Origin of the sequence: Salinactinospora qingdaonensis (assembly GCF_039539445.1) — a bacterium.
Classification (GTDB): Bacteria; Actinomycetota; Actinomycetes; order Streptosporangiales; family Streptosporangiaceae; genus Salinactinospora; species Salinactinospora qingdaonensis.
Genome location: NZ_BAABDD010000001.1, coordinates 429,115 through 446,367, shown reverse-complemented (window position 1 = coordinate 446,367; position 17,253 = coordinate 429,115). Strand labels below are relative to the sequence as shown.

11 protein-coding genes and 1 pseudogene are annotated in these 17,253 nt (G+C 65.9%); 9 read left to right on the top strand and 3 right to left on the bottom strand.

Annotation, left to right across the window (positions count from 1 at the left end):
* Positions 1-4 precede the first annotated feature (4 nt).
* From ABD848_RS01870 to ABD848_RS01840, 7 genes and pseudogenes are all read left to right on the top strand, one after another.
* Positions 5-799 (top strand): 2,3-dihydro-2,3-dihydroxybenzoate dehydrogenase, encoded by a 795-nt coding sequence (locus ABD848_RS01870; RefSeq protein ID WP_344966571.1) that lies wholly within the window; start codon positions 5-7, stop codon positions 797-799.
* A 19-nt stretch (positions 800-818) separates the two neighbouring features.
* Entirely contained in the window at positions 819-1,478 is a 660-nt protein-coding gene (locus tag ABD848_RS01865) for an isochorismatase family protein (protein ID WP_344966570.1), read from the top strand.
* Complete coding sequence (locus ABD848_RS01860) at positions 1,478-3,397, top strand: anthranilate synthase family protein (RefSeq protein WP_344966568.1); 1,920 nt, start codon at positions 1,478-1,480, stop codon at positions 3,395-3,397. The genes ABD848_RS01865 and ABD848_RS01860 overlap by 1 nt, the downstream gene beginning before the upstream one ends.
* Positions 3,398-4,380: 983 nt before the next feature.
* Entirely contained in the window at positions 4,381-5,481 is a 1,101-nt protein-coding gene (locus ABD848_RS01855) for a helix-turn-helix domain-containing protein (protein ID WP_344966566.1), read from the top strand.
* Between the two features lie 723 nt (positions 5,482-6,204).
* Positions 6,205-7,422 (top strand): MFS transporter, encoded by a 1,218-nt coding sequence (locus ABD848_RS01850; RefSeq protein WP_344966564.1) that lies wholly within the window; start codon positions 6,205-6,207, stop codon positions 7,420-7,422.
* A gap of 519 nt (positions 7,423-7,941) precedes the next feature.
* A pseudogene (locus ABD848_RS01845) lies at positions 7,942-8,326 on the top strand (molybdopterin dinucleotide binding domain-containing protein).
* A gap of 220 nt (positions 8,327-8,546) precedes the next feature.
* On the top strand, positions 8,547-9,962 hold the full coding sequence (locus tag ABD848_RS01840) for an FAD-dependent oxidoreductase (protein WP_344966729.1): 1,416 nt from the start codon (positions 8,547-8,549) through the stop codon (positions 9,960-9,962).
* 259 nt (positions 9,963-10,221) lie between these two features.
* Here ABD848_RS01840 and ABD848_RS01835 read toward each other — a convergent pair whose 3' ends face one another.
* Both ABD848_RS01835 and ABD848_RS01830 read right to left on the bottom strand, forming a co-directional pair.
* A complete protein-coding gene (locus ABD848_RS01835) occupies positions 10,222-10,944 on the bottom strand; it encodes a FadR/GntR family transcriptional regulator (protein ID WP_344966562.1) in 723 nt (240 codons plus the stop codon).
* Positions 10,945-11,179: 235 nt separating this feature from the next.
* Positions 11,180-12,328, bottom strand: coding sequence for a site-2 protease family protein (locus ABD848_RS01830; RefSeq protein WP_344966561.1), 1,149 nt, complete (start codon positions 12,326-12,328; stop codon positions 11,180-11,182).
* Between the two features lie 346 nt (positions 12,329-12,674).
* On the opposite strand from ABD848_RS01830, the gene ABD848_RS01825 reads away from it, so the two are divergent.
* Together ABD848_RS01825 and sthA are read left to right on the top strand one after the other, a co-directional pair.
* The gene (locus ABD848_RS01825; protein WP_344966559.1) at positions 12,675-13,493 is read left to right on the top strand and encodes an SAM-dependent methyltransferase; all 819 of its coding nucleotides are present in this window, start codon (positions 12,675-12,677) and stop codon (positions 13,491-13,493) included.
* 157 nt (positions 13,494-13,650) lie between these two features.
* The gene (gene sthA, locus ABD848_RS01820) at positions 13,651-15,066 is read left to right on the top strand and encodes a Si-specific NAD(P)(+) transhydrogenase (protein ID WP_344966557.1); all 1,416 of its coding nucleotides are present in this window, start codon (positions 13,651-13,653) and stop codon (positions 15,064-15,066) included.
* 165 nt (positions 15,067-15,231) lie between these two features.
* Here the strand turns inward: sthA and ABD848_RS01815 are convergent, their stop codons facing one another.
* On the bottom strand, positions 15,232-16,632 hold the full coding sequence (locus ABD848_RS01815) for a cellulase family glycosylhydrolase (RefSeq protein ID WP_344966555.1): 1,401 nt from the start codon (positions 16,630-16,632) through the stop codon (positions 15,232-15,234).
* Positions 16,633-17,253: the final 621 nt, after the last annotated feature.

Here is a 17,253-nt window from a genome sequence, read left to right as displayed (position 1 = left end):
CCGCATGATGCACAACCGAGGGATCGCGGGCACGACAACTCTGGTGACCGGCGCGGCGGGTGGCATCGGCACAGCCGTTGTGCAGACGTTGGCCGGTCTGGGCGCCACCGTGGCCGCTGTCGACCATGATGCCGAGCGACTGCACGAAACAGCGAAGAGCATGGCCGACGACGGTCTGGCCACCCTGCCCTACCCCGCCGATGTGACCGACAGCGCAAACGTCAACGACACCGTTGCCCGCGTGGAGCGTGAGCTGGGGCCCATCCAGCATCTCGTCAACGCCGCCGGAGTGTTACTGCCCCGGAAGGTTTGCGACCTCACCGACGAGGAGTGGGCTGCCATGTTCGCGGTGAACACCACCGGTGTCTTCTTCACGTCACGTGCCGTGCTCGCCCGAATGACGCAGCGTTCGTCGGGCTCGATGGTGACTGTGGCCTCCAACGCCGCCGGCACGGCCCGCACGGAAATGGCCGCCTACGCCGCGTCCAAGGCCGCCGCTACGGCGTTTACCAAGTGTCTGGGCCTAGAGGCGGCCCACCACGGCATTCGCTGCAACGTCGTGGCACCGGGATCGACTGACACCCCCATGCTGTCCTCGCTGTGGGGAGACTCTCGGGAGGCGGGCGAGCGGGTGTCGATCGAGGGGGCTCCTGAGGCATACAGAGTCGGGATTCCGCTGCGTAAGCTCGCGACCCCCTCCGATGTGGCCGAGGCGGTCGCCTTCCTCCTCTCCGACCAGGCATCCCACATCACCATGCAAGACCTGATCGTCGACGGCGGTGCCACACTCGGTGCCTGAACAGGAAACGGGGTCAACAGTGACAGGAATACCCGAGATCGTCCCTCATCCGATGCCCACGGCGGAGGGGCTACCCGGCAACATCGCCACCTGGAAGGCCGATCCGCGTCGGGCTGTCCTCCTAATCCACGACATGCAGCGCTACTTCCTCAGGCCGTTTCCCGTCGCCCGTTCTCCCCTCACCGAGTTGACGCACAACAGCGTCCGGCTGCGTGACCGCTGCGCGCAACTGGGGATACCCGTGGCCTACACTGCCCAGCCCGGTGCCATGTCCAGTGCCGAGCGGGGATTGCTCAAGGACTTCTGGGGCCCCGGGATGACGGCCTCCACACACGATCGCCAGATCATTGAGCCCTTGGCACCGGCAGCAGAGGACTGGAACCTCACCAAGTGGCGCTACAGCGCCTTCTTCCGCACCGGGCTGCTGGAGCGCATGCGCGAGGCCGGGCGCGACCAGCTCCTGGTGTGCGGAGTGTACGCACATGTGGGAATCCTCGCGACCGCACTGGACGCCTACACTAACGACATCCAGCCGTTCCTGGCTGCTGACGCCATCGCCGACTTTACTCCCGAGTACCACCGGATGGCGATCGAGTACACAGCACAAAGATGCGCGGTCGTCGCCACCACCGATGAGCTACTCGCCCAGGTCTGTGCAGCCAAAGGGAGTGCCGCCTGATGGCCGATCGCGAGCTCCAGCCCGGCCTGGACCTGATAGAGCGACTCGTGGGAGAAGACCCGCCGCCGTTTGCGCTGCTCAACCGGCCTGAGAGCAGTGGAGCTGACCGTATCGAGGTCCTGCTCGGCGACGTGACGACTACGGACCTCATCGGTGCGATCCCGCTACCAGCCGAGGAGGACACCGTTGCGGAGGGCGGTACGCCACGCCAAGACGTTCTAGTCCTCATCCCCTTCCGCCAGCTCGCGGAGCGCGGTGACCCATGCCCCGACGACGGGACGCCACTGCTGACCATGCGGGTGCGCGAGCAGGCAACACTGGACGTCTCCACCGTGCTACCACGGCTGCCCGACCCCGCGATCCGGCTAGACAACGCCCACTTCGACGTCTCCGACGAGGACTACGCCGCGATCGTGAGCAGAATCGTCGCTGACGAGATCGGGACCGGAGAGGGAGCCAACTTCGTCCTCAAACGTTCCTTCACTGCCGACATCACCGGTTACTCGCCCCAGAGCGCACTCGGTTTCTTCCGTCGCCTGATGAGACGGGAGACCGGCGCCTACTGGACGTTCATCGTCCACACCGGTGAACGCACCCTGGTCGGTGCCAGCCCCGAGCGCCATGTCAGCCTCAGCGGGGGCACCGCGGTGATGAACCCGATCAGTGGAACCTACCGTTACCCCCCGGCCGGCCCCTCGTTGTCGGGCCTCCTGGAGTTCCTCGCCGACCCCAAGGAGACCGACGAACTCTACATGGTCGTCGATGAGGAGCTGAAGACGATGGCCCGCGTGTGCAGTGCCGGGGGACATCTCGTTGGGCCCTACCTCAAAGAGATGGCCCGGCTGGCCCACACCGAGTACTTCATCGAAGGGCGTACCGACCGCGACGTTCGGGAGATCCTGCGGGAGACGATGTTCGCGCCCACCGTGACGGGTAGCCCTGTGGAGAGCGCCTACCGGGTTATCTCGCGCTACGAGCCGCAGGGGCGCGGCTACTACAGCGGTGTGATGGCGTTACTCGGTCGCGGCCCCACGGGGGAGCGCACCATGGATTCCGCCATCCTCATCCGTACCGCCGATATCGAGCGCTCCGGGCGGCTCCGCATCGGGGTGGGCGCCACCTTGGTTCGCCATTCCGACCCCGCCTCGGAGGTGGAGGAGACGCGGGCGAAAACCTCGGGACTGCTCGCAGCCCTGGAATCCGACGAGCCCAGAGCCCTCGGAAGGCATCCCGAGGTCGTCCGTGCCTTGGCCACACGCAACCTTGGCCTGTCGACCTTTTGGCGGGAGAGTGCAACGGACCGGAACAGCCCCGAGTCCTCGCTCCTCGGCCTACGTATCCTTGTGGTGGACGCCGAGGACGCCTTCACCGCCATGCTTGGCCACCAGTTGCGCTCCCTTGGACCAGCCGTAACCGTGTGTCGCTACGACGAGCCCCATGACTTCGAGGCCTACGATCTGGTTGTCATGGGGCCGGGACCCGGTGACCCTCAGGCGAGCGAGTCCCCTAAGATCGCCCGTCTGCGCTCCGACCTCTGCCAGTTGTTGGGAGGCGACCGCCCCTTCCTCGCCGTGTGCCTGAGCCACCAGATCCTCAGCAGCCTTCTCGGCCTGCCGGTGGTGCGCAAGGAGACGCCTAACCAGGGGCTGCGAGAAGAGATCGATCTGTTCGGAAGGCGCGAGCAGGTGGGGTTTTACAATACCTTCGCCGCCGTGGCCGAAACCGACACCATCACCGGCCCCACCGGCAGGGTGGAGGTCAGCCGTAACCCGGAAACCGGGGAAGTATACGCCCTGGGCGGGCCCGGGTTCCGCAGCGCGCAGTTCCACCCGGAGTCGGTGCTGACCTCGGACGGTGTGCGGATCATTCGCGACATGCTCACCGATCTGCTCCCTGTCTCGGCGCTGTCGTCACCGTGAGTCGACGGTGCCCCCGTGCCGGCTCCGCTCCTCTTCCAGCGGAGGCTGCGCGGGGGCATCACCGGGGTGACTCCAGGACACGCCCTGGTCTGCTGGCGTTGGTCCACATCGAGCGCACCCGGTATGCGCATGTGGTGCGATCAGCGGTGTTACGAACGCCGGCGGAGCGCTGTTCTCCCCGCCAAATCAGGGGGCTCTCCGAGCGCTCTTTTCCCTTACGTCGCGACGCCGTGGTGCTCCTCTGCCCGGAAGTCACGTCCGGAGCAGCCGGCGACGTGGCGAGACTGTCGCTGAGCTGCTTCAGCGTGGACTCTCAGACGTCGCTGTTCACGCACACGTTGGCCTCGGTAGAGTCGCGGTTTGGAGCTCGGGCGCCACCGTGCCGCCACGTCGTTGGCCTATGCCCTCCTGGGAGCTCGCTGCTAGGGCTTTGCGTTGGCAGTGGTGCTGTCGTCGCTGCTCGACACGGCCAACATCAGGCGGGGCGACCTCTACAGGAACGCCGATTCGGCGCTGTGGCCGGTCGATGAGGCCCGCCGTTCGTAGTCCCCAAAGTCGCGGCAGCAACATCAGTACCCAATAAGTTTTATAAATCGGAAGAAAAGCAGCAGAAAATCTACGCTCCGTAGCCTCTTACTCGGTTCGCCGGAGCGGCGACCGAGGCGACCAGTAAGAGGTAGGAGAAATGCTCGAACACGTTTTCCCATCCGTCACCTCCGGCTCTACCTTCCTTCTCAGCGCCGCGGCCCTTGCGGCCAGGCGCGGCGACCGGGGCTGGTGACCAATCCCGTCCCCGCGTTACCCACGCCGCGACACCCCCGGTGCACGCCGTCACATAGTGGCAACTGGGACGGTCGCACGGCCCGGGGGCGCTCTACCTCCTCGGGGCCAGTAGCGGAAACCGCCAGAGCTTCGCCACATGGTGGCGCTACCTGCGGCGGTCATCTCCAGCACGTACCTTTCCTCGAGCCAAGGAGACCCCCATGACCACCGTGGACTCCCCAACCACCGCGATCTTTCCGGCCGCTGAAGGGGCGCGCTGGCCACCCACCACACCCTCACCTCCCCTCGCGAGGGCCTGGACCGGTTCCCCGTCCCATCTCCCAGCCCACTACGGCAGTACCGCCACCGTGCTCGCGCTGGACGCCGTGGCGCTGTCCCGGGCCCATTTCGCGGTTTCCCCGATGAGCGAGCTTCTCGCCATAATCGCCCGCCACGCCGGCGCACTCGGCCCCACTGCGGCCCGTGCCTACCGTAGGTCCGGTTCACGCTTCACGTCGGCGGACACCATGGTGCTACGCGGGCTGCTCGGTGCCCTACGAAGGACGCGGTGGTCGATGGCCGACCTGCTCTCCCCGAGCCTGCTGGACCGATCCGGTCCCCTTGACCTGGACGAGGAACTGAAAGCGCTCCGCGTTCGGATGCTGGGCGGGGACGCCCCCGGCCAGCATCCGCTCCCGGTCGATCATGCCTCCGCGGTACTCGCCGCGCTTCGCACGGCCTTTGCCGCATGGCTCGCCGACGACTGGTCGGTGGTGCGTAGGACACTCGAAGATGACGTGGTCCACCGCGCTCACGTGCTAGCCCGGCGAGGCACGGCCCATCTTCTCGACACCCTTCACGAGAACGTGCACTACGCTGATCAGCGGCTGTACGTGAAACCGCCCTCTCGATGCGGGTCCGCTTCCCACTTTGCCTGGCCTGCCGAGCGCGCGGTGGACAGACTACTGCTCGTGCCCAGCACGGTGGTCCCCCATCCCACCGTGCTGGGAGGGGACGACACGCCGATGCTGTGCTATCCCGTATCGGCGGGCTATGCCCAAAGCCAGGAGTGCGCTGGGGAGGAGATTCGCCCGGCCGCGGAGCTGATGGGTCGCGCCCGCTCCAACGCGCTGGCCGCTATCGGTACTGGCTGTAGCACGACAGAACTGGCCGAGCGGTTGGGGGTGGGCCCGGCCACCGCCTCCAGCCACGCCGCCACGTTGCGCCGGGCCGGCCTGCTGGCCACACGTCGTCGAGGCAAGCGGGTGGAGCACCGGTTAACCGAGCTCGGCGTACGGTTGCTTGAGGCCAACCGCTCCTGAGCTGCTGATACCCACCCCATTACGACGATGGGAAACGCCCGGAAAGCGCAGAGAGGGACAAATCACAGTCAGGCGAAACATCGGCCAAGGAAGGGCAGCTTCCCGTTTGGGGGCAGGTCACAGAGAGCGGTAAGCGCATCGAATTGTTGGTGCTGACCACCGGGCCAGCCGGCTGTCCTCTGTAGCTGCCGAGCAGGAGCAACGGGAGTGCTGGATTCTCCTGAGCGGATAAGCGGAGAAGACGAGGGCAAGCGCGCTAGGCGAAGCAAAACATCGAGGCGTACTTTATCCTTTACAATAGGTAAAGAGTGGGACGCTGCGCGGAACATGCCTGGTGTCCGTATCGGCGATAGGTCCATCTGGAAAGACCGCAACTTTCGGGCCATGTACAGCTCGGTTTTATGGCGCTCCGGTATTTACCAGCATCTTTTATTTCGACGACCCATGTTTCGATGAGTTTCGTTGGCCAGCGCCGTGTCTTTTCAGGGCCGCGTCGGAAGCATCGTGTCGCGAGACGGGTTGGGACTCTTCTCACCTTTCATTCCAGCTCCTCCTGAGCCGCTGTAGGGGTAACTCGCTGGCCTGTGGAGGTATGGCATGGAGGGAAAGAGTAAAAGTCCCGGTTTTCTCGTGGCTGACGGGGCCTGGATGTACTGACCGATCCGGTTGCTTTGTCGTGATGCTTGTCAACACACGCGAACCACACCCGCAGGAAGGTTCTGGATGTCAGACAGTACGGAGTCGACTCGCCAGTCACGGGGGAGTGCGGCCCCACCCACCGCTTCCGCTGCGCACCAGCGTGGTCTACCCTCCACGTTCGTACTGGCGCTGGGAACGTTTGCGGTAGGCACGGACGCGTTCGTCCTTGCCGGCTTCCTGCCGTCGATGGCCGAAACGTTGCAGGTCCCCGAGGCCGCGGCCGGGCAGTCGGTGACGATCTTCGCGATCGCCTACGCCGTTCTCGCCCCTGTGATCGCCACTCTTACCGCACAACTTGAGCGCAGGACCCTGCTGGTCGCCGCGTTGGGGCTGCTCGCCCTGGCAAACGTAGGATCGGCGCTCGCACCTAATTTGACCATGCTGCTCGTCACCCGTGTGATCGCCGCGGCCGGCGCCGCAGCTTACACACCTAACGCCGGTGCGGTCGCCGCCATCTTGGTGCGTCCTGAGCTGCGTGGGCGTGCCCTGGCGGTTGTTGTCGGAGGATTGACGATCGCCACCGCTCTTGGTGTCCCCTTGGGAAGCCTGGCGGGTCAATGGTTCGGATGGCGCACTGCGTTGGGTCTGGTGGCGGCGTTGTGCCTGCTTGCAGCCGGAGGCGTGTTCGCGATCATGCCGCGGTTGCCGGGGAACCCGCGGGTACCGTTGCGGGAGCGCCTCTCGGTGCTCGGCCGGCCGGCCGTGCTCGCCGTGCTCCCTCTCACAGCGCTGGGTATGGGCGCCAGCTACACCGTCTATGCCTACAGCGTCCCGGTGATGAACGCTGTCGGCGTCCCCACCGTCTCGGTGGCGGCCATGCTGTTCCTGTATGGCTTGGGCGCTGTGGTGGGCAACCTCCTCGCCGGGGTTGGCACCGACCGTTGGGGAGCGGTGCGGATGCTCACCCTCGCCTATCTGGCAATGACCGCCTCACTCGCCGTACTCGCCTGGATTTCGACCATCGGCGGTGTTCCTATGTACGTGGTGGGGGTTCTGGTTCTGGTATGGGGTGGGAGTAGCTGGTCGCAGACCCCGCCCCAGCAGCACCGCCTCATAGCGGCTGCTCCGGACAACTCCTCGCTGGTCGTTTCGTTGAACTCCTCAGCCATCTACCTGGGGATTGGCCTAGGGACCGGCTTTGGGGGCCTCGCCCTGAACTCGGGACCCACAGCCGCCTACATCCTTGGCGCGGTCATAGCCGCGGGTGCTGCGATCTTCCTCGGGGTAACTTCCCGCAGGTAGTTTCCACGGCGGCTCGGGCATCTCCGAGCCGCCGGCTTAGTTTCGTTTCCACCTCTTGTCTGAAACAGCCCTTTCCGTTGCCTCATGGCTCGATGGGGAGCACCGGTTGCCAGGCGGCCGTGACGGCTTTTCCCAGCCCATCAAGCTTGAAAAGCAAGAAAAAATCAGGAAGAAATGTCCTTGGCCTAGTTTTGGCATTGGATCGTGCGTACAGCGCTATCAAACAAGGTCACGGAAAGGCGAGTCTGCGGTGAATCGCGAAAATCTCCCCCAAGTTTTCATGTAACGGTAAGAGTGAGATCGCTTTCCGGGAGGGGCAACGCTCGCCCAGGTTATCTTGTCGCTACCGAGAACTGGGCAGATCTTCGACCGTACGGTCGCTACAAGTGCTGCGCAGAGCCGGAGGGATGCAATTCATGGCCATCGTGACGGGTTCTCGCCGTTTAGGTGGACGTTGGATTTCGCACTGGACTCCCGAAGACGTAGCCTTTTGGTGCGCTACGGGCAAGCAGGTGGCGAATCGTAACCTGTGGTCGTCGATTTTCGCCGATCGTATCCGTGGGCTACCGCGAGGCCGACGAACTCACCGACACCGACGGCTACGTCGAAGTCCACCCCGACACCGCCCAACGCCCCGGCCTAACCGAGGGCGATTGGGCGCGGGCGATCTCTCGGCGCTGCACCACCACCGCCCGCGTGCGTCACAGCCCCCGCCCGCCTAGACACCGTCTTCCTGTCGTTTCACTACGGCGGGGATCAAAGCGCCAACCTGCTCACCAACCCGGCACTCGACCCCGCTAGCCGCATGCCCGAATTCAAGGTCAGCGCGGTGCGGCTCGAACCCAACGCCCCTGCGGAAAAAGCGGGGGAGCCCTGTTGCGATCCCGTCGACGTCAATAAGTAGCTCCACTCCACGACCTCATCCGACCCTCCGGTTCCGGGGCCTCGGGTGGTTGTGGGGTTGCGACACCGGAAGTTCCCGGTGGCCACAGGTGATGGCAGCGGCCCTGCTAACCGCTCCGCGCAGCGGTCCCACGAGCAGTTTGACAGGAGGCATCACCGTGCCCGCTGATGGCCAACGAAACGAGCAGGCACCGCGAGGCGCCTGCCAGCAGCAAACAGCCCTGCCCGCCGCTGGACACGGTGCCCGCCGGATCGTGGTCGTCGGGCACGGCATGGTCGGTTCCCGATTCGCCGAGGAAGTGGTGCGCCGCGATCCCGGGGGGCAGCGGGTGCGGGTGACTGTGGTCGGCGCTGAGCCCGAACCCGCCTACAACCGTATCCTCATGCCCGAGCTGTTGTCGGGGCGGTTGGAGGCCGAGGAATTGCGCCTGCCCGGCGGTGAGGCTCCGGCGGTGACCGTGCGCACCGCCACTGCCGCCACTGCGATCGATGCGCGTGCCCGCCGGGTGAGTCTTAGCGACGGCGACGCGCTCGACTATGACGAGTTGGTGCTGGCTACGGGGGCGCGGGCCACGCTGCCGCCGGTGCCTGGACTGGCCCAGGAGGGGGGTCAGCCTGCCCCGGGGGTGGCGACGTTGCGTGACATGGCCGACTGCCGTCGGGTGCTCTCGGCGGCGCGGCCCGGCGCGCCGATGGTGGTGCTGGGCGGGGGATTGCTGGGTTTGGAGACGGCGCGGGCGCTGACCGAGCGGGGCGCGCGGGTGAGCGTGGTCGAGTCCGCCCCCTGGATCATGCGCCGTCAGCTCGACCGAGCAGCCGCCCAGATCCTCACCGAACTTTACGCACGCTTCGGCATCGAGGTGTACTGTAGCCGCAAGGCCAACCGCTGGATTCCCGGTACCGGCCTGGAACTGGATGACACCTCCGTTCTCGCGGCCGAGGCCGTGATCGTCACCGCTGGGGTAAGCCCCGACACTGAACTTGCCGAGAAGGCCGGGGTCGAGGTGGCAGATGGCGTTCTCGTCGATGATCGACTCAGCACCAGCCGGCCACGTATCCACGCCATCGGTGACTGTGCCCAGCACAAGGACGGCGGCGCGGGTCTGGTGCAGCCGGGCTGGGAGCAGGCTGCGGTCCTGGCCGACCTGCTGACCGGCACCGCCCCCAACGCCCGCTACACCGGCGTACGTACGGTCACTCGGCTCAAAGCCGACGGTATCGAGCTCACCACCATGGGAGAGATCGAGGAAGAAGCCACAGAGCACAGCGTGACGGTCAATGACTCACGGGGTGGTCGTTACGCCAAGCTGACCCTCCGCGCCGACCGAGTAGCCGGCGCTGTGCTGCTCGGCTTCCCTCAGACGGCGCCGGAGGTGTGCCGGCTTTTCGAGACCGGCGCTCCGGTTCCCGATGACAAGCTCGTACTGTTGCTGAACCCGCCTGGGGGGAGCCAGCACATCCATGAGGACTCCGCTGATCCGCTGGTGTGCCAATGCAATACCGTCACCCGTTCGGAGATCGAAGCGGCGTGGCGCGACGGGGCACGCACGCGCATCGCGATCGCTGAACGTACCCGTGCTACGACCGGCTGCGGTGGCTGCGCTCGCGATATCGAGACCCTGATGTCGACATGGTAGCCCCAGCAGCGCGAGTCCCAACCCAGCCGGTGAAGGCAGCGACTCCCCGCTTCTCCCCACGAGGGAACCCTTATACGGGGAACCGATGCCGGCTGCGTGAGGGTGTGGAGCGCACTGGGGGCGCTGGTTTCGACAAGCGGCCACCGTCGTTCGAGGGGCGCGAGCCGCCCCGGGGAGCGCCACCCCGTGCCACTCCACCGGCGTGAGACCCTCCAGGCTATGGCAGGTAATGGGCATGGTCGCCGCCCCCTCACGTTCATCAGCCAGGGCCGGCCTCGGTGGCCTCCCCGGCTGGTACGAGCTCCCGCTCTGGGGTGGTGCGGTCCAGCAGCGCCCGCATGGCAGCGTCGGCGGCGGCCTCGTCGCCGCCCGCGATCGCGTCGATCACCGCTGCGTGGCTGGGCAGCGCCTCATCTTGGCCCGCTGCCTCGCTCGGGTGTTGCTGGTGCGACAACCCGGCGGCGAGGAAGACGTCCATGCGGCTGAACATTTCGTTGTGGGTCGCCGCGAGGAGGGTACGGTGCCAGGCCAGTTCCGCCCGCGCGGCGGCTTCGGGGGAGGCGTCGGCGGCTTCTCGCACCGCCCGCAACGCTGCGCGCAGTTCGCCCACGTCGCTGTCGGTCCGTCGCCGCGCCGCCAGCCGGGCGGCAGCCGGTTCCACGGCCATCCGTAGTTCGGATAGGTCCCGGAAGAAGGTGCCCGCGGCGCCGGTGGCGAGCTGCCAGCCCAGCACGTCAGGGTCGAGCAGGTTCCACTGCGACCGTTCCCGCACAAACGTTCCCCGTTTCTGCCGGGAGTCGACCAGGCCCTTGGCCGCCAACACCTTCAGTGCCTCTCGTAGCGCGGTGAGGCTAAGGTCCAGTTCCTCGCTCAGTGCTGTGAGGTCGATCGTCGCACCTTCGGCGATCTCCCCTGACACGATCCGGGAACCGAGGAGCTGCACGATCTGGCCGTGTACCCCGCGCCCGACGTAGGCTGCCATCGCGTTGTCCGTCCTTAAGCTCGTCGCGGTTGGCCCGCCGCTGCGGCTGTTTCGAGGACACCGGGGAACGGCGCCGCTGTGCCCTCGACGGGGCGGGCCTGCTGTTGACCGTCCGGTAAGTGTGCGACCGTGATACAGGTCACGTCAATATTAAAACCTAATTAAACTAATAATTATTGGGCTGTGAGTCGGTGTGGAAAACGCGGAAAAGGGTCGCGTCGCCGCCGGCCGATCACTACCCGTCTCGCCTGCCCGCACGCGACGTCAACGACGTCAGCCACGTGACAGCGCGGCTGACGTCTGAGGGAGTGACGATGCCGACGAGCCTGCCGTCGTCGATGACCAGCCAGCGCTGATCAGGACTTGGTTCAAGGCGGTCGAGGAGGTCCGCCAACGGCTCGTCGGGGCTCACCGTGATGCTGTCGTCGAGCGGGAGCATCACGTCCGCCACTGTGGTCGAGGAGCGGTTCGCCACTGCCACGTCCTGGATCTGCGCCACGGTCACCAGTCCCACCGCGGTAGTCCCATCCTCAGTGACCGGAAACGCCGAATGCCGGTACCTGAACAACGGGCCATAGAGGAAATCCGCGATCGTGGTGCCGGCAGGCGCCATGACGGGGTCGGGGGTCATCGCCTCCCGGACCGTTACGCCGGCCAGCATGTTGCGCACCTGCACCTGCCGGCCTTCGCTCGTGGCAACGGCGATGAGGAAGCTTCCGATGAGGGCGATCCATATTCCGCTCAGCGTGGCTCCCCGCAGGAACACGTAAAGCCCAAGTAGCACCAGAAACCACCCGAGGAAACGCCCAGCCGTGGTCGCGCCGACGGCGGCGCGGACCCGGTCCCCGGTGCGCCACCACAACAGCGCGCGCAGCAACCGGCCACCGTCAAGCGGTGCGGCGGGAATGACGTTGAATACCGCCACTACAACGTTGATCGCAGCGAGCCAGGCCACCGCCTCGACATCCAGCCCAACCGCCGACACCAGGCTTAGCAGCCACGCCACAACGGCGAACAGCATCCCCAGCAGGAAGCTGACAGCCGGACCCACCCCCGCGATCCGTAGCTCGGCACCCGGGGTAGGCGCCTCGTCTCGCATCCGGGCGACGCCGCCCAGGAGCCATAAGGTGATCCCGTCGACGACAACCCCGTTGCGGCGGGCCACAATGGCGTGGGCGAGCTCGTGGGCCAGCAACGAGGCGAAGAATACGACAGCGGTGGCGATTCCCACGCCCCAGTAGAGCCAGGCCGGACGATCGGGGTAGACACTGGGCAGCCGCCCCTCCGCCAATCCGAAGACGATGATGGCGAAGATGACCAGAACGCTCCAGTTGAGCCCCACCCGTATTCCGGCGACACGCCCCAGCGAGAACGTCTCCTGCACGGCGCCCACCTTCTTGGGCAGTTACCCCACGGTCATTACCCCGGTACCGCTACCCACCGCCCCTGCGCGTACACAGCCCCACCCCCACCGCCCGCTGCGCCGGCAACGGCGGTCACGCCGCCATTGGAAGCGGGCCGGCATCGACCGTCACCCGCGTGTCCAGCCACCGAGCCCGGCCCCGTCCTCGACCCCAGGCGGGGACCGCGCCTATCCTTCGCCAGAAGATGTTTTCGTCCCGTTTCGAGACCAGCGGCGCTTCCTCTCCGTTACGCACCGCGACCCCAATCTTTCCCGTTGTCCTGCCCGTGTCGCCCCGTAGGGCGGCCCCAGCAACAGAAAATCCCTCATGAGTCATGATCCCCTCGCCAATAGCGGCAGCGATGGCTACACACCTCCCCTGATCAGCGCGGACACTCCCACACCGGCGCGCATCTACGACTACCTGCTCGGAGGTAAGGACAACTTCGCCGTCGATCGCGATGCGGCGCGTGCGCTTGAGCAGCACGCCCCCCACTCCCGGGCGCTGGCGCGCGAGAACCGTCGGTTCCTGGAACGTGTGGTGCGCTACCTCGTGGCCGAGGCGGGTATCCGCCAGATCATCGATTTGGGATCGGGATTGCCCACTCAGGACAACGTGCACCAGATCGCCCAACGCCACGCCCCCGAGACCCGCGTCGTCTACGTCGACCACGATCCGATCGTGCTCGCCCATAGCCAAGCCCTGCTGGCGGAAAACGATCGCACCGCCGTGATCACCGCCGACATCGCCGAATCCGAGCGCATCCGCAGCCATCCCGAAACTCGGGCGCTCATCGACTTCACCCAGCCATGGGCACTGCTGTGCATGGCGCTGTTCCACTTCGTCGAGGACCCTTCCGACATCGTTGCGGCCTTCCGCGCGCACATGCCCTCCGGCAGTTTCCTGGCGCTCTCGCACGGTACTCACGAGAGCACCGAACCCGAGGACGTCGATAACGTGAAGCGGGTCTACCAGAGCACCACCTCCTCGCTGCTGCTGCGCACCCCAGCCGAGATTGCCGCGATCTTCACCGGGTTTGAACTGGTCGACCCCGGTCTGGTCCCGGTCATGGAGTGGCGCTCCGATAGCGAGCCGCTCCGGTTCGACAGTGCCGGCGGTTACGGGGGCGTCGCGGTGCTGCCATGAGCCCTGCCCGCGTTTTTCGCCCCGGTGGTGGCCGCCGGGGCGAAAAACGGCGGTGTCTGCGGTCCACTAGGACGTTTGTGCGATGCGCGGAATATCTCCGACCGAGCTGTGGACACCCCCTTGCGCCGTCAACTCCGCCGCGAGCACGCTATTGAACGTGAGTGTGCGCGAGTATGACTACGACCTGATCGTCATCGGCTCGGGACCCAGCGGACAGAAAGCGGCCGTCGCCGCTGCCAAGCTCGGCAAACGTGTTGCCGTCGTCGACCGCCACGACATGGTGGGCGGCGTGTGCGCCAACACAGGCACCATCCCGTCCAAGACACTACGCGAAGCTGTGCTCTACCTGACCGGGATGCATCAGCGCGACCTCTACGGCGCCAGCTACCGTGTCAAGCACGACATCACCATCTCCGATCTCCTCGCCCGTACCCGCCACGTGGTCGACCGCGAGGTGCAGGTGGTGCGCTCCCAACTCCTACGCAACAACATCGAGCTCGTCACCGGCGCTGCACGGTTCGTCGACCCGCATACCGTGGCCGTCGAAGGGCCGCGGGGCGAACGCATCTCGCTGAGCGCCGGCAACATCGTGGTTGCCAGTGGCAGCCGTCCCGCCCGGCCACAGCAGGTCGACTTCGACGAGGCGCGCGTACTCGACTCTGACGAGGTCCTGCGTCTCGAAGAGGTCCCCTCCTCCCTTGTGGTGGTGGGGGCCGGCGTCATCGGTATCGAGTACGCTTCCCTTTTCGCCGCCTTGGGAACTCGGGTCACCGTCGTCGAGCAACGTGAGCGCATGCTCGATTTCTGCGACCCGGAGATCGTGGAGTCGCTCAAGTTCCACTTGCGCGACCTCGCAGTGACCTTCCGATTCGGCGAGAAAGTCATGGACGTGGCCGTCTCCGAACACGCCACGGTCACCACCCTGGTCAGCGGTAAGCGCATCCTCGCCGACGCCGTCCTCTACTCGGCCGGACGCCAGGGCATGACCGAAGAGCTGGACCTGGAAAAGGCCGGTCTGGAAGCCGACGGCCGCGGCCGTCTCGCAGTCGACGAGCACTACCGCACCTCGGTAGAGCACATCTATGCGGTGGGCGATGTCATCGGGTTCCCGGCGCTGGCGGCCACCTCCATGGAGCAGGGACGGCTCGCCGCCTACCACGCTTTCGCGGAGCCCACCAACGAGATGACGGGGCTACAGCCGATCGGGATCTACACCATCCCCGAGGTCTCCTACTGCGGCGCCACCGAGGCCGAGCTGACCTCCTCGGCCGTGCCCTACGAGGTGGGGATCTCCCGCTACCGCGAACTCGCGCGCGGCCAGATCGTCGGTGACTCCTACGGCATGCTCAAGCTGCTGGTCTCCACCGATGACCGCAAGCTGTTGGGGGTGCACGTCTTCGGTACCGGGGCCACTGATCTGGTCCACATCGGTCAGGCCGTGATGGGGTGCGGCGGGACCGTCGACTACCTCGTCGACGCCGTTTTCAACTATCCGACGCTGTCGGAGGCGTACAAAGTCGCAGCTCTGGACGCTACCAACAAGATCCGCGCCCTGGAGCGGTTCGAGCTCTGAGCCCAGCAGGCCGGCCCGCTTTCGGCGGCCACGGGCCGGACCACACGATACCTGTGGCCGGACCCCGACAAGCGGGGGCCGGCCACCGGCTGGCGCAACGGTTTGTGGAGATGCTGGGACCTCTCCGGTACGGCTGGGCCGTCTCGAAGCGTGTCCCTTGGTTCGTTAGCTAGCCGAGCAGCTCAGCGACGGTGTTTCGTTGGTGCCCGAGGCGGTGAATCCGAACGAGGTGCTCTGTCCGGCGCTGACGTCACCGTTGTAGCTCTTGTTGGTGGTGGTGATGTCCGAGCCGCTGCTGGTGACGTTGGCGTTCCACAGCGAGTTGATGCTCTCGCCGTTGGTGAACGTCCAGTCCACCTGCCAGCCGCTGATGTCTGAATCACCGGCGGTGACCGTGATCTCGGCCTGGAAGCCGCTGCCCCACTGGTTCACGAGCGAGTACTCGGCCGAGCAGCCACCCGCCGGCGGGGTAGTGGGGTCGTCGGTCGGCTCGTCGGTGGGCTCATCCGTCGGCTCATCCGTCGGCTCGTCGGTGGGGTCGTCAGTGGGGTCGTCGGTGGGGGTGGGGTCGACGCCGTCGTAGACGGATGCCTCCACGGCGGTCTCGTCGATGCCGTTGGCGCCGTAGAAGATCCGCTCACCCCACGAGGTGAGGCTGTTGGCGTTAAAGTCGTTGACCATGTCCAGGTAGTCGACTCCGCCGCTGTTACCGCTCCACGACCAGCCGATGTAGCCCACGCCCAGGGACTCGGCGTTGGACATGATCGCGTCTTCGGCGGGGTCGCCGTCGGAGTGGTTGTGGCCGAACTCGCCGATCATGATCGGCAGTCCTCGGTCGACGAAGCTGTTGAGGTAGCTGCTGACCGCGGAGGCGGTGTCGAAGACCCCGTACATGTGGATGGACAACATCGTGTTGCCGGTCGGGTCGCTGTTGTAGACCGTCTCGGCGTTGTCGCGCATGGTGTAGGACCAGTCCTGGCCCCAGTTGGGCGCGTCGACGACGAGCGTGTGCTCGAAGCCGGCGTCACGCAGCCGGTTGATCGCATCCGAGGTGTCGCTGGCCCACGAGGAGTAGGTGGCCTCGTCGTTGCCGTAGGGCTCGTTGCCGATGTTGATCAGGATGTACTCTTCTTCGCCCTCGATCGCGCTCTGGATGCTCTCCCAGTAGTCGACGGCCTGGTCCAACGTCGCGGCTTCGCTCTCCTCGCCGTAGCCGGTCGTGTCGTGGACCTCAAGGACGCAGATCAGTTGGTTGGCCTTGCACTCTGAGACCACGTTGGCGACGTCGCTGGCGTCGTTGCGGGTCCAGCGGTCGCCGCTGCTCAGTACCACCCGAACGGTGTTCGCGCCGTGGGATTTGATGCCGGCGAACGCATCGGTCTCATTCGGGAACCACGTGTGAGGGTGGCTCACGCCCCGCATGATGAACTCATTGCTATTGGCGTCGTAGAGACGCCCGTTCTCCACATAGAAGCCGGTCGCAGCCTGCGCAGGCTGGACGAAGGCAAACATCGAGAGCAGGAGAGCGAACAGTGTCGTTCCCGCTATCGCGAATCTTGTTTTCATGCTTAACCTCAGCGAAGAATTATCGAATCGAAGGGGGGATATGCGGGCGGGATAGTTGTAGTCGCCCGACAACGAAACCTGAGGCGCCGCTGCCATAGTAGATTAAATGTGGCTAGCAACACAACCGGTTAAGTTAATTCAGTCGCCAGGTCGCGTCGTAGGGAATCGGCCAGCTCAGAGCGGGTAAACCATGATCTCGCCCCATGATCGTCCCCTCGGCCCGCCCTGCCGGTCCCGAGCCCGGAATCGCCGGTTAGTGACAGCGGGCAATGTCGGCTTCACGATCGCTGCGGCCCGCCCCCGGTGTGCCGACCGTGTCACCCCACTTTTGCGTGATCCCACCTCTAATGGGCCAACTCCGCGCATAACCGGGCCGCGAATCGCGTATTGGGCCCCGGGCCACGGGGCGTGGCGCGCGGGTCGGGCGCCTGCGTCTTGGCCACGATGGGCACAGCGGCGCCCGATATCGCCTCGTAGCCATCCCGACACCGAGCCGCACATCGACACGGGGACGGCACCCCTTGCTCTCCCGGCGCGGGTACAGGAGACTGCGACCGGTCGTGCCCATTGGAGCTCGCGACTACCCGCTCCGAGAACACCGCCGCAGCGGGCACTCTCGCT